Raw genomic sequence first — 12,052 nt, forward strand, 5'->3', positions numbered from 1 at the left:
GCCCACGTGAACGGAACCGCAGTGACCGCCACACCCGCAGACGAGCTCAGCGAGCTCGCCAAGCACGTGCTCTCGTTCGAGCACGAGCGGGCACGGCACGACCGGACGAAGGAAGCGGAGATCCGGGTCGAGTTCGACATGTCGCCGGCGCGGTACTACCAGGTGCTGAACCGTGTGATCGACTCTCCCGCAGCGCTCGCGTACGACCCCCTGCTGGTCTCGCGGCTGCAACGGCTCCGCTCCGCGCGGACCACGGCACGGGCGACGCGCAGCTTCGTCGCACCCGGTGCGGCTCCCGAAGGACGTGAAGAGGAACGATGACGAGATACCCCCGAGACCGGTTCGACGACGTCGCCGACGGCCCGCGGGTCGGTGCGCACCGCGGCGCGCAACGGCGTGGTCGTGGCTGGATCGCGTTCGCGTGGGCCGCACTCGCGACCGGGGTGCTCGTCGGCCTCGGGGTGCTCGTCCTCGCGCTCCTCAACCACAGCTACTCCTTCCCCGGTTCGGACTCGCCGGCGGCGTCCTCCTCGGCGTCCGCCTCCGCATCGTCGAGCGCGGCTCCGTCCTCGTCCGCCTCGTCCTCCGCATCGGCCCCGGCATCGCAGGCTCCTGCGGCGGGGACTCCGGCCGACCAGGGCTCCACGTCGGTCGTCGTCCTGAACGGCACCACGACCACCGGCCTCGCGGCGAAGGGCAGCGCGGCGTTGACCTCCGCCGGGTGGAAGGTCAGGTCGACGGGCGACGCCGGCACCACCGGGACGACCACGACGATCGTGTACTACCAGCAGGCCTCGCAGGAGGCCGTCGCCCGAGGGATCGCGAAGAGCCTCGGCACCACCGCGGTGCAGCAGTCGGCCGCGTTCCCGAACGCGGACGTCAGCGTGGTGCTCGGCGCGGACTACGCCGGCTGACGCATTCCGTCCGCATTTGTGACGGCCGTGTTTCCGGCACGTTGCTTCTTGACGGAATCGTCGTGAAAGAACGTCACACCCCTTGCCCTGTCGGCATTGTTCGGTCAGAGTCGTGCCAAGACGGCGACTGCGCCGTCCGCAACAGCACCACCGCAGGGAGCAAGAGATCATGGCCAACGGAACCGTGAAGTGGTTCAACGCCGAGAAGGGCTTCGGCTTCATCACCGTCGATGGAGGGGGCCAGGACGTGTTCGTGCACTACTCGGCGATCGACATGTCGGGCTACAAGGTCCTCGAAGAGGGTCAGGCAGTGACGTTCGACGTCGGCACGGGGGCCAAGGGCCCGCAGGCCGAGTCCGTCCGCCCGGCCTGAGTCGCGCCGCTTCGAGTCAGTCCGAACGCGCCGTCCCGCGAGGGGCGGCGCGTTCGTGTGTGCGGCCGTGTCCGTCGGTCGCGGGGTGCGGCCGCTCCCTGCGCTGCGGCGCGTGCCGTCGTCGGCACACCGTGACCTGGGAGGTCGCGCCGTGCCTCCAGACCGTGTTGCACTCGCACCCGGCGAGTGCCAGAATCGGCGTTGGCACTCGCTCACGCTGAGTGCCAGCACGACCCCCATGACGACGTCCGGGAGGGACGAGAAACTCACATGGCTAAGATCATTGCTTTCGACGAGGAGGCCCGCCGTGGCCTCGAGCGCGGCCTGAACCAGCTGGCCGACGCCGTGAAGGTGACGCTCGGCCCGCGCGGCCGCAACGTCGTCCTCGAGAAGAAGTGGGGCGCCCCCACGATCACGAACGACGGTGTCTCCATCGCCAAGGAGATCGAGCTCGACGACCCGTACGAGAAGATCGGTGCGGAGCTCGTCAAGGAGGTCGCCAAGAAGACCGACGACGTCGCCGGTGACGGCACCACCACCGCGACCGTCCTCGCCCAGGCGCTCGTCCGCGAGGGCCTCCGCAACGTCGCCGCCGGCGCCGACCCCGTGTCGCTCAAGCGCGGCATCGAGAAGGCCGTCGCTGCCGTCTCCGACCAGCTCCTCGCCAACGCCAAGGAGATCGAGACCAAGGACCAGATCGCCGCCACCGCGTCGATCTCCGCCGCTGACCCGACGATCGGCGAGCTCATCGCCGAGGCGATCGACAAGGTCGGCAAGGAGGGTGTCGTCACCGTCGAGGAGTCGAACACGTTCGGCACCGAGCTCGAGCTCACCGAGGGCATGCGCTTCGACAAGGGCTACCTGTCGCAGTACTTCGTCACCGACCCCGAGCGCCAGGAAGCCGTCTTCGAGGACGCCTACATCCTGATCGTCAACTCGAAGATCTCGAACATCAAGGACCTCCTGCCGGTCGTCGACAAGGTGATCCAGGCGGGCAAGCAGCTCCTCATCATCGCCGAGGACGTCGACGGCGAGGCCCTGGCCACGCTCGTCGTGAACAAGATCCGCGGCATCTTCAAGTCCGTCGCCGTCAAGGCCCCGGGCTTCGGCGACCGTCGCAAGGCCATGCTGCAGGACATCGCGATCCTCACCGGCGGCCAGGTCATCTCGGAAGAGGTCGGCCTCAAGCTCGAGAACGCGACGCTCGACCTGCTCGGTCGTGCCCGCAAGGTCGTCATCACCAAGGACGAGACCACGATCGTCGAGGGTGCCGGCGACGCCGAGCAGATCGCCGGCCGTGTCCGCCAGATCCGCTCCGAGATCGAGGCGACCGACTCCGACTACGACCGCGAGAAGCTCCAGGAGCGCCTCGCGAAGCTCGCCGGTGGCGTCGCCGTCATCAAGGCCGGTGCTGCGACCGAGGTCGAGCTCAAGGAGCGCAAGCACCGCATCGAGGACGCCGTCCGCAACGCCAAGGCCGCTGTGGAAGAGGGCATCGTCGCCGGTGGTGGCGTCGCGCTCATCCAGGCCGGTGCCGTCGCGCTCGAGGGCCTCTCGCTCGAGGGTGACGAGGCGACCGGTGCGAACATCGTCCGCGTCGCCATCGACGCGCCGCTCAAGCAGATCGCGCTGAACGCCGGTCTCGAGCCGGGCGTCGTCGCCGCCAAGGTCCGCGAGCTCGAGCCGGGCCACGGCCTCAACGCCGCGACCGGTGAGTACGTCGACCTCGTCGCCGCGGGCATCATCGACCCGGCCAAGGTCACGCGCTCGGCGCTGCAGAACGCGGCGTCGATCGCCGGCCTGTTCCTCACCACCGAGGCCGTCGTCGCCGACAAGCCCGAGAAGGCCCCGGCCGTCCCGGCCGGCGACCCGACGGGTGGCATGGACTTCTAAGCAGTCCCCGGAGGGGCCCCGCACGCTGCGCGTGCGGGGCCCTTCTGCGTGCGGGGGCGGGGGGGGTCACCGAGTGCGCAAAATACGTCAAACTCGGCAGGCTTGAGTGGCACATCGCGCCCACTCGGTGAGAAGCGCGCGGCGCGTTCTGCGCACTCGGCTCAGCTTGCGGACGTCAGTTGCTCCCGCACAGGAGGCGCGGGTCGCCGGTTCTCCACAGGTCGCCGTCCAGCCGGGTCGCCCGGGCAGCTCGACCAGCACGATGTGCGGCATGTCCCGTCCGTCGCATTTGCCAGAACCCTTCGTGTCCGCGCCTTTCCGAGTGCGAGATGCGCTCGCGGCCGATGTCCCAGCGGGTCGGCTCCGACGGCGGGACCTCGAGACTCCCGTACACGGCGTCCGCGCTCGAGCAGGGTCGAGGCCGAGTCTCATCGAAGCCATCGCGGTCTTGCTCCGGCCCGATCAGCACTTCAGTCACACCAGTGCGGCGCTGCTCTGGGGTGCGCCGCTGCTCGCCGCCGTGCGGGACGGCGACGTGCACGTGACATCGACGAACGGCATCGCCATGCGTCGGAACCGGGTGATCGGACACCGAGTGCGGTCGGCAGACGTGCGTGTGCTGGCGGGGCTCCGGGTGAGTGCGCCCGCGCAAGCCTGGTTCGAGTGCGCAGCCGTCTTGTCGGTCACGGAGCTCGTGGTGTTCGGCGACCACCTGGTCGGTCCGAAGCGGCTCGCGACGATCGACGACCTGGCGGGGTCGATCCGTCCGGGGGCTCGGGCGGCTCGGATCGCCAGGCTCGCACTGCAGAGGATCCGAGTGGGGTCGGAATCGGGGATGGAGTCGCGACTCCGATTGGCTGTCGTCGATGCGGGCTTCCCCGAGCCGGACCTCAACATCGACGTCGTAGACGCGCGCGGGGTGTTCCTCGGAAGGGTCGACATGGCGTGGCCCCGCTACCGGATCGCGCTCGAGTACGACGGGGACCACCACCGCGAACAAGGCACCTTCCGTCACGATCAGCGCCGCAGGAACGGCTTCGAGGTGAACGACTGGCTGGTCATCCACGCGACGGCGAGCGACATGGTCCGTCCTGCCGTGATGTTCGAACGGCTCCGTCAGGCGTTCGCCCAGCGAATGCGCGAGACACGCCGCGCGGCACCGGCCGAAAGCGCACTACGCGCCGGGTAGCGCGCTCGAGAGCGACGGAAAGTGCGCACTCGGGGACGGGCCGGAGCCGGCGGGCCGGGGTCAGGCGGCGGGGGTCGGCTCGGGGGTGTAGTCGCGGGGGAGGAGGGGGAGCCACACGCGGAAGGTGGCGCCGCCGCCCTCGGTGTCGAACACCTCGACCGACCCGTGGTGCGCCGCGACGATCCCCGACACGATCGCGAGCCCGAGGCCCGAGCCGCCGGTGTCCCGTGCGCGCGACGTGTCCGCACGCCAGAACCGCTGGAAGATCTTCTCGCGCAGCTGCGGCGGGATGCCCTCACCGTGGTCGATCACGTCGAGGTGCGCCATGCCGCGCTCGTCGTCCACGCCGATGCCGATCTCGATCGGGTCGTCGTGGGGCGTGAAGCGCATGGCGTTGCCCATGAGGTTCGTGACGATCTGGCGGATCTTGTTCTCCTCCGCCAGGACGATCGGCGGCCGCTTCGGCAGCACGACGGTGGGCAACGGCGTGGTCTGGTCCGTCGGCGCTGCCGTGGCGTCGATGTTCATCGCGCGGGTCCGGCGTGCCCGGAGCCGCGCGATCGTCTGGCGCGAGAACGCGATCGGACCGGTGGTGTTCGCGGACGTCGGGGATGCCGGCGGTGTCTGATCCGGCGCGCTGGCGGCCGCCGGGCGGACGGCGTGCGGAACGCTCTCGCCGGTCACGGAGTCCTCGACGAGCACCTGGATCTCACGGTCGGGGTTCGACGCCATGGTGTCGAGCGCGGAGTCGCGGGCGATCGCCACGAGGTCGACCGGGCCGAGCTCGAGCGGCTTCGACTCGTCGATGCGGGCGAGCTGCAGGAGGTCCTGCACGAGGAGGCCCATCCGCTGGGCTTCCTTCTCGATGCGCTCCATGGCCTGGGCGACGTCCTCTTCCTTGCGGAGCGCCCCCATCCGGTACAGCTCGGCGTAGCCGCGGAGCGAGACGAGCGGGGTCCGGAGCTCGTGGGAGGCATCGCCCACGAACCGTCGCATCTGCTCGATCGTGCGGTCGCGGTCCTCGAACGCGGAGTCGATGCGTTCGAGCATGGAGTTGAGGGAGCGGTTGAGGCGCCCCACCTCGGTGTTCGGGGTGTCGGCCTCGAGTCGCTGGTTGAAGTCTCCGGCAGCGAACCGTGCGGCGGTGTCCTCGACGTCGCGCAACGGGTCGAACGTCGCGGTGACGAGGAGCCGGGTGAGCATGGCCCCGAGCAGGATCACCGAGATGCCGAACCCGAGGAAGATCACCGTGAAGCGTGCGATCGTCTGGTCCGCGTCGGCACTCGAGACCGCGACGAGGACGTACCCGGTCTCGGTGGTGCCGTTCGACTGGTCCTGCAGCGACGCCGGGATCACCTGTGCGCGCCACTCGTGGTTGTGCTGGCTGTCGTAGAGCGAGAACCGCACACCGCTCTGCGCCGCACCGGCGAAGTCGAGCTGGCGGATGTCGGGTCGGCTGGACGCCTTCGTCTGGCAGATCCGGTCGCCGCCGGAGTTGTACGCGGCGACGTAGGCGCTCTGCGACAGGACCACCGAGAGCTTGCAGTACTGCTCGCCGTCGCTGATGTTCTGGCCCTCGAGCTGCTCCGTGGTGTTCTTCACGCTCGTGTCGAGCTGCGACATCAGGTACGTCGAGAGCACGGTCATCGTCCCGAGCCCGGCGACGAGCAGCCCGAGCGCCACCAGGAGCACCGTGATCCCGGTGATCTTGGTGCGCAGGGAGATCCCGTCCCACCAGCGGCTCATTCGCGTGTGCATGCTTCCCCAACGATAGACGGCGGCCGCGGGTCGAAACCCGACGGCCGCCGTGAAGACGGATCGGAAGGCCTACGAGGCCTTCGATGCCTTAAGCATGTAGCCGAACCCGCGCTTGGTCTGGATGATCGGCTCGGGCGAGTACTGGTCGAGCTTGCGGCGCAGGTAGGAGATGTAGGACTCGACGATGCCGGCGTCGCCGTTGAAGTCGTACTCCCACACGTGGTCGAGGATCTGCGCCTTCGACAGCACCCGGTTCGGGTTGAGCATGAGGTAGCGGAGCAGCTTGAACTCGGTCGGGGAGAGCTCGATCTGCGCGTCGCCGATCGTGACCTCGTGGGTGTCCTGGTCCATCGTGAGTTCGCCGGCGCGGATGATCGCGTCTTCCTCGTCGTTCATGGTGCGACGGAGGATCGCCTTGATCCGGGCGACGATCTCGTCGAGCGAGAACGGCTTGGTGACGTAGTCGTCGCCGCCGACGGTGAGGCCGGTGATCTTGTCCTCGGTGTCGTCCTTCGCCGTGAGGAACAGGATCGGCGAGGTGTACCCGGAGGACCGGAGGCGCTTGGTGACGCCGAAGCCGTTCATGTCCGGCAGCATGACGTCGAGGATGATGAGGTCCGGCTCTTCCTCGAGCACGGCGGAGATCGCCTGCGCGCCGTTGCCCACCGCGCGCACGGCGAAACCGGCGAAGCGCAGCGAGGTCGTCAGGAGGTCGCGGATGTTCGGTTCGTCGTCGACGATCAGGATCTTGGGGCCATCGCTCATGGCCCTATCATCTGACCGTTCCCTAGTGGTTTCCTGGGAGCGCTGCGAGCGTCAGCCCACGGCCGCCTGGACCTGGTCGGCGTCGAGGATCGTGTAGGAGTACCCCTGCTCCGCGAGGAACCGCTGCCGGTTCTGCGCGAAGTCCTGGTCCACCGTGTCACGGGTGACGAGCGTGTAGAACGACGCCGGCAGGCCGTCCTTGTTCGGGCGCAGGAGCCGGCCGAGCCGCTGCGCTTCTTCCTGTCGCGATCCGAAGGAACCCGAGACCTGGATCGCGACCGTGGCGTCGGGGAGGTCCACCGAGAAGTTCGCCACCTTCGACACGACGAGGACGTCGATCGTCCCGTCGCGGAACGCCTGGTACAGCCGCTCGCGCTCGTCGACCGGGGTCGCACCCGTGATCTCGGCGGCGTCGAGCGACGCGGCGAGCGCGTCCAACTGGTCGATGTACTGGCCGATCACGAGGATCTGCTCCCCGCGGTGCTTCTCGATGAGCTCGCGCACGACCGGGGTCTTCGCCGGCGACGTGGCCGCCAGCCGGTACCGCTCGTCGTCGCTCGACGCCGCGTACTCGAGCCGGTCCTGGTGGGGCAGGTCGATGCGCACCTCGTAGCAGGCCGCGGGGGAGATGTAGCCCTGCGCCTCGATCTCCTTCCACGGGGCGTCGTAGCGCTTCGGCCCGATGAGCGAGAACACGTCGCCCTCACGCCCGTCCTCGCGCACGAGGGTCGCGGTGAGCCCCAGCCGCCGACGCGCCTGCAGGTCGGCGGTGAGCTTGAAGACGGGTGCGGGCAGGAGGTGCACCTCGTCGTAGACGATCAGACCCCAGTCGAGTGCGTCGAGCAGCGACAGGTGGGTGTACTCGCCCTTCCGACGAGCGGTGAGGATCTGGTACGTCGCGATGGTGACCGGCCGGATCTCCTTGACGCTGCCGGAGTACTCGCCGATCTCGTCCTCGGTGAGGGTGGTCCGGCGCAGGAGCTCGGACCGCCACTGACGCGCCGAGACGGTGTTCGTGACGAGGATGAGCGTCGTCGCCTTGACCGTCGCCATCGCCCCGGCGCCGACGAGCGTCTTGCCCGCCCCGCAGGGGAGCACCACGACGCCGGACCCCTGCGCGAAGAACGTGTCGACCGCCTGCTCCTGGTACGGGCGCAGGTGCCAGTCGTCGGTGTCGAGGTCGATCGCGTGCGGCTGACCGGGGGTGTACCCGGCGAGGTCCTCCGCCGGCCAGCCGAGCTTCACGAGCTCCTGCTTGACCTGCCCCCGGGCCCACGGCTGCAGTTCGATCTCCGACGGGGACCGCTGGTCGCCGAGCAGTGGCTTGATCCGCTTCGACCGAACGACCTCGGCCAGGATCGACGGCTCGGTGGAGGTGAGCAGCAGGACGGGCTGACGTTCGAGCGCCTCGGTGGGGGAGTTCGCGATCGCCGGGGCGTCCGCGCGTTCCTCGCGCCGGATCACCAGTCGGCCGTAGCGCGAGACGGTGTCGCGGATGTCGACCGTGACGCTCTGCGGGACGGGGAATTTCGCGAACCGCTCGAGGGTGCCGATCATGCTCTCGGCGTCGTGTCCGGCGGCGCGTGCGTTCCACAGGCCCAGTCGGGTGATCCGGTACGTGTGCACGTGTTCCGGCGCGCGTTCGAGCTCGGCGAACACCGCGAGGTCGTGCCGTGCGTCCTCGGCGTCGGGGTGTGCCACCTCGAGGAGCACGGTGCGGTCGCTCTGCACGATCAGCGGTCCGTTCATGACGGATCAGCCTAGGCGTCGTGGCTGCGAGCCGCCGCGGATCGGCTCACCTGTGGATCACGCGTCGCTCTCCACAGCCACCACGAGGGAGAGCGGCAGCGTCCGTTCGACATCGACCGCGGTGTCCCGACCCCGGACGCGCCCCGCGGCCACGGACGTCGGCACGATCGAGAACGGCCGCTCGCTGCCGTCCGGCATCCGGACCGTCACCCGGATCGGTGTCCGTCCCCGGACCGCCAGGTCGATCTGCCGTCCGAGCCACTCCTGCTCCGGTTCGGTCTCGCCACGCTCGGTGGCCACCCGGAGCCGTTCCACGAGGGCGTGCGCCGCCTGTTCCGGGGTGCGACCGCCGACCCGGCGTCGTCCTGGAGGCGCGGATCGCGACGGCGGACGGGCTGCGGCGGTCAGCACGGCCGGGTACCGCTGGTCCTCCAGCGCCGTGTGCACGACGTGCGGTGGGTAGTGGCTCAGCAGGGTCGTCAGGTCGCTGCGCTCCCACGCCAGCTGCCGGAGCTCGGCGTCCACCCCGACGAGGTCGAGCTGGTCGGCCGTCCCGTGCAGCCGGGTGCCCGTGCCGTCCGCCCCGACGTCGACGACGATGCTGCCGTCGCGGCTCGCCACCTGGTCGACGAGGTAGGCGAGCGGCTGCGGGAGACCGGTCGACGACAGCCGTTCGAGGAGCGCGAGGATGTCCTGGCGGGTGTGACCGGCCCGGAAGGCGCGGCGGAGCGAGTCCTCGGAGATGCGGTAGCGCGCGGCGAGACCGGGGGCCTCGAGCACGGCGACGGTCCGGAGCGCGGCGTCGTCCACCGGAGCGAGCGGCCCCGGGGCGATCACCGTCAGGTCGTGCTGGAGGTAGACGCCGTCGACCGTCCGGGGGAGGTCGGCCGCCGCCGGTGCCGCGTCGCCGTCGAGCAGGGCCCGTCCGGTGCTGGTCACGATGCCGTCGACCGCGATGCCGAGCGCGTTCGCGGTGCCGGCGACGTCGAGCAGCACGGCGTCGAGCCACGTCGCTCCCGCCGGGTACGCCCAGCGCCCGACCGCGACGAGGTCACGGAGGTCATCGCCCGCCGCGTCGAGGACGTCGAGGACAGCAGTGTCCAGGGAGTCCCGCCACGCCGTCACGAGTGTCGTCCAGCGGTCCGGCCAGCTCGCGACCGACCAGGCGTCCCCCGCTGCCGTGGTGACCCACGTGCCGTCGTCGGGGTCCGCGAAGCCGATCCGCGCGAGCAGGGCCAACCGGTCGGGGACCACGTCGGCGTCGGCGCCGGCGCGCTCCCCGAGTGCCTTCGCCAAGGGGGTGCCGATGCCGCCCTTCACGAGCTCGCGCACGCCGCCCTCGTCCACGGCACGGAGGAGCTCGGCGAGCTCCGTCATGGTCGCGAAGGCGTGCTCCGCGCCGGTGGTCCGGGAGCGCTCGTCGTCACCCGACTCGACGTCGTGTGCCGCGGGGCGGAGGTGGTCCGCGCCTCCCGTCACCGGCGGAGCCGTCGTGTCGCCGGCGTCCCGGTCCGGATCGACCGCCGGGCCGGTCAGTCCCGCGAGGTCGGGGTGGGTGGCCAACCGGGCCGAGACCGCGTCGTCCACGCCGCCGGACTCGTCCGCGAGGCCGAGGGCGACCGCGGGGGCGAGCACCTCGGCGTCGCCGCTTCCGGAGGCCAGGGCGATCAGCGTCGCGCGCGGCAGGTGCTCGATCGCCGCGTCGACGGCGTCGTCGGAGCGCAACGCCTCGGCGAGGTCGAAGAAGTCCGAGATGCGCGACGGCCCCGTCTCGGCGAGGACCGCGGCGGGGAGGCGTCGCGCCACGACGAGCCGTTCGAGCGCGTCGTCGGGCATCGCCCTGAGCCGGGCGGCGAGGTCTGCGGTGGTCGTCATCGTCCGCCGCTCGTCGTCGGGCCCGCCCCTCAGCGCGCCGTCCGGTTCGCTCGTGCGCGGCGGGTCCAGGTGATGCCGAGGAGGACGAACACGAGGACCATGCCGATCGGGAAGCCGATCAGGGGGATCGCCATGATGACCGGCCACGGCATCGATGCTTGTGCGCTCGGCACGGTCAGCCACATCACGATCATGGCGACCATGCAGAGGAACGCGGCGATGAAGATCCCGCCGACCATGAACGCGAGGGCGCGTTCGGTACGATTGAACGTCACCGGGGGTTCCGCGGAGTCCTGCGTGTTCCCGGTGGATCGGGTCGGCTTGGCCATCGGCCCAGGATATCCGACGCACCACGGCCGTTCCACGACCACGAGGAGTCCAACCAATGCCCACCGGCAAGGTCAAGTTCTACGACGACCAGAAGGGGTTCGGGTTCATCACCGGCGACGACGGCGAACCCGTCTTCCTGCACGCGTCCTCGCTGCCCGACGGCGTCACGTCGGTGAAGGCCGGGACCCGGCTCGAGTACGGCGTCGTCCAGGGGAAGAAGGGCTCGCAGGCGCTGTCCGTGCGGCTCCTCGACCCGCAGCCGTCCCTCGCGAAGATGTCCCGCCGATCGGCGGACGACATGGCCGTGATCGTCGAGGACCTCGTGAAGGAACTCGACCGGATCAGTGGTGACCTGCGCCACGGCCGGTACCCGAAGAACGGCAACCGCATCGCCGCGATCCTGCGGCACGTCGCAGACCAGTTGGACGCCTGATGACCCCGATCGACCCCGCATCGCCCGAGATCGTCGCGCTCGCCCGCACCGCGCTGCTCGAGGTCACCCCCGAGTCCACCGTCGGCGCCCCCGCGGGGTCCGTCGACGAGGGTGACGGCGTCGTCTCGGTGCTGTTCGCGAACCGGATGCCCGGCTACCCGGGGTGGCGCTGGACGGTCTCGGTCGCGCAGGTCGAGGGTGACGAGCCGACCGTGCTCGAGGTCGAGCTCATGCCCGGGGACGGCTCGCTGCTGGCTCCGGACTGGGTGCCGTGGTCGGAGCGGCTGGCCGAGTACCGGGCGGGGCAGGACGAGCACAGCTCGGAGGACGGCTCCGACGACGACGAAGACGACGAGGACGCCGACGACGGCTCCGACGACGAGGACGCCGACTACGACGACCCGGACGACGACGAGTCCGACGACGACGAGTCCGATGACGACGACGACTTCGACGCCGACGAGGACGACCTCGACGAGTCGGACGACGACGACATCGACGGGGTCGACGTCGACGAGCTCGACGACGCGTCCGGCGACGAGGGCGACGACGAGTCGGACGACGACGAGTCCGACGACGACGACCCGTCCGACGAGGACCCGTCCGACGACGACCAGGACGACGTGCCCGCACCGTCCCGTGGTGCCCGCCGGCGCGCTCGCCGGGTCCGCCCCGTCGACCCGGACGACGACCTCGAGGTCGACCGTCTGGACCCCGCCGAGACCGACCCGGACCACCACCGGTCCTGACAGCCCCAACAAGAGACGGGAGGC

The 12,052-nt window shown here is 70.2% G+C and carries 12 protein-coding genes; 7 read left to right on the forward strand and 5 right to left on the reverse strand.

The window, feature by feature from the left end; all coding sequences use genetic code 11:
* Positions 1-21 precede the first annotated feature (21 nt).
* From ACTJKO_RS07865 to ACTJKO_RS07885, 5 genes are all read left to right on the forward strand, one after another.
* Positions 22-321 (forward strand): DUF3263 domain-containing protein, encoded by a 300-nt coding sequence (locus ACTJKO_RS07865; RefSeq protein WP_440687403.1) that lies wholly within the window; start codon positions 22-24, stop codon positions 319-321.
* Positions 318-914 carry a LytR C-terminal domain-containing protein gene (locus tag ACTJKO_RS07870; RefSeq protein ID WP_440687405.1) on the forward strand — a complete coding sequence of 199 codons (597 nt, stop codon included), beginning with the start codon at positions 318-320 and terminating at the stop codon, positions 912-914. Before ACTJKO_RS07865 ends, ACTJKO_RS07870 begins: the two co-directional genes overlap by 4 nt.
* 169 nt (positions 915-1,083) lie before the next feature.
* Complete coding sequence (locus ACTJKO_RS07875; protein WP_058740472.1) at positions 1,084-1,287, forward strand: cold-shock protein; 204 nt, start codon at positions 1,084-1,086, stop codon at positions 1,285-1,287.
* A gap of 270 nt (positions 1,288-1,557) precedes the next feature.
* Entirely contained in the window at positions 1,558-3,180 is a 1,623-nt protein-coding gene (gene groL, locus ACTJKO_RS07880) for a chaperonin GroEL (RefSeq protein ID WP_440687407.1), read from the forward strand.
* A gap of 448 nt (positions 3,181-3,628) precedes the next feature.
* Positions 3,629-4,369: a hypothetical protein gene (locus ACTJKO_RS07885; RefSeq protein WP_440687409.1), complete on the forward strand. Its 741-nt coding sequence runs from the start codon at positions 3,629-3,631 to the stop codon at positions 4,367-4,369.
* A gap of 60 nt (positions 4,370-4,429) precedes the next feature.
* Here the strand turns inward: ACTJKO_RS07885 and ACTJKO_RS07890 are convergent, their stop codons facing one another.
* The 5 genes from ACTJKO_RS07890 to ACTJKO_RS07910 form a co-directional block, all read right to left on the reverse strand.
* Positions 4,430-6,127, reverse strand: coding sequence for a sensor histidine kinase (locus ACTJKO_RS07890; RefSeq protein ID WP_440687411.1), 1,698 nt, complete (start codon positions 6,125-6,127; stop codon positions 4,430-4,432).
* Between the two features lie 69 nt (positions 6,128-6,196).
* Positions 6,197-6,892, reverse strand: coding sequence for a response regulator transcription factor (locus ACTJKO_RS07895; protein ID WP_440687413.1), 696 nt, complete (start codon positions 6,890-6,892; stop codon positions 6,197-6,199).
* A 51-nt stretch (positions 6,893-6,943) separates the two neighbouring features.
* Entirely contained in the window at positions 6,944-8,641 is a 1,698-nt protein-coding gene (locus ACTJKO_RS07900) for a DNA repair helicase XPB (RefSeq protein ID WP_440687415.1), read from the reverse strand.
* Between the two features lie 57 nt (positions 8,642-8,698).
* Complete coding sequence (locus tag ACTJKO_RS07905) at positions 8,699-10,516, reverse strand: helicase-associated domain-containing protein (protein ID WP_440687417.1); 1,818 nt, start codon at positions 10,514-10,516, stop codon at positions 8,699-8,701.
* A gap of 29 nt (positions 10,517-10,545) precedes the next feature.
* Positions 10,546-10,845 (reverse strand): hypothetical protein, encoded by a 300-nt coding sequence (locus tag ACTJKO_RS07910; RefSeq protein ID WP_440687419.1) that lies wholly within the window; start codon positions 10,843-10,845, stop codon positions 10,546-10,548.
* 56 nt (positions 10,846-10,901) lie between these two features.
* On the opposite strand from ACTJKO_RS07910, the gene ACTJKO_RS07915 reads away from it, so the two are divergent.
* Positions 10,902-11,279 (forward strand): cold-shock protein, encoded by a 378-nt coding sequence (locus ACTJKO_RS07915; protein WP_440687421.1) that lies wholly within the window; start codon positions 10,902-10,904, stop codon positions 11,277-11,279.
* The gene (locus ACTJKO_RS07920) at positions 11,279-12,028 is read left to right on the forward strand and encodes a DUF3027 domain-containing protein (protein ID WP_440687423.1); all 750 of its coding nucleotides are present in this window, start codon (positions 11,279-11,281) and stop codon (positions 12,026-12,028) included. Before ACTJKO_RS07915 ends, ACTJKO_RS07920 begins: the two co-directional genes overlap by 1 nt.
* The last annotated feature ends 24 nt before the right edge of the window (positions 12,029-12,052 follow it).

The organism is Curtobacterium sp. 22159, assembly GCF_052045775.1.
GTDB lineage: Bacteria > Actinomycetota > Actinomycetes > Actinomycetales > Microbacteriaceae > Curtobacterium.

What these genes read in the sequence shown, in the direction of transcription:
- ACTJKO_RS07905 (WP_440687417.1), bottom strand. Translation starts at nt 10,516, where the DNA reads ATGACGACCACCGCAGACCTCGCCGCCCGGCTCAGGGCGATGCCCGAC.
- groL (WP_440687407.1), top strand. Translation starts at nt 1,558, where the DNA reads ATGGCTAAGATCATTGCTTTCGACGAGGAGGCCCGCCGTGGCCTCGAG.
- ACTJKO_RS07890 (WP_440687411.1), bottom strand. Translation starts at nt 6,127, where the DNA reads ATGCACACGCGAATGAGCCGCTGGTGGGACGGGATCTCCCTGCGCACC.
- ACTJKO_RS07895 (WP_440687413.1), bottom strand. Translation starts at nt 6,892, where the DNA reads ATGAGCGATGGCCCCAAGATCCTGATCGTCGACGACGAACCGAACATC.
- ACTJKO_RS07915 (WP_440687421.1), top strand. Translation starts at nt 10,902, where the DNA reads ATGCCCACCGGCAAGGTCAAGTTCTACGACGACCAGAAGGGGTTCGGG.
- ACTJKO_RS07910 (WP_440687419.1), bottom strand. Translation starts at nt 10,845, where the DNA reads ATGGCCAAGCCGACCCGATCCACCGGGAACACGCAGGACTCCGCGGAA.
- ACTJKO_RS07920 (WP_440687423.1), top strand. Translation starts at nt 11,279, where the DNA reads ATGACCCCGATCGACCCCGCATCGCCCGAGATCGTCGCGCTCGCCCGC.
- ACTJKO_RS07870 (WP_440687405.1), top strand. Translation starts at nt 318, where the DNA reads ATGACGAGATACCCCCGAGACCGGTTCGACGACGTCGCCGACGGCCCG.
- ACTJKO_RS07875 (WP_058740472.1), top strand. Translation starts at nt 1,084, where the DNA reads ATGGCCAACGGAACCGTGAAGTGGTTCAACGCCGAGAAGGGCTTCGGC.
- ACTJKO_RS07900 (WP_440687415.1), bottom strand. Translation starts at nt 8,641, where the DNA reads ATGAACGGACCGCTGATCGTGCAGAGCGACCGCACCGTGCTCCTCGAG.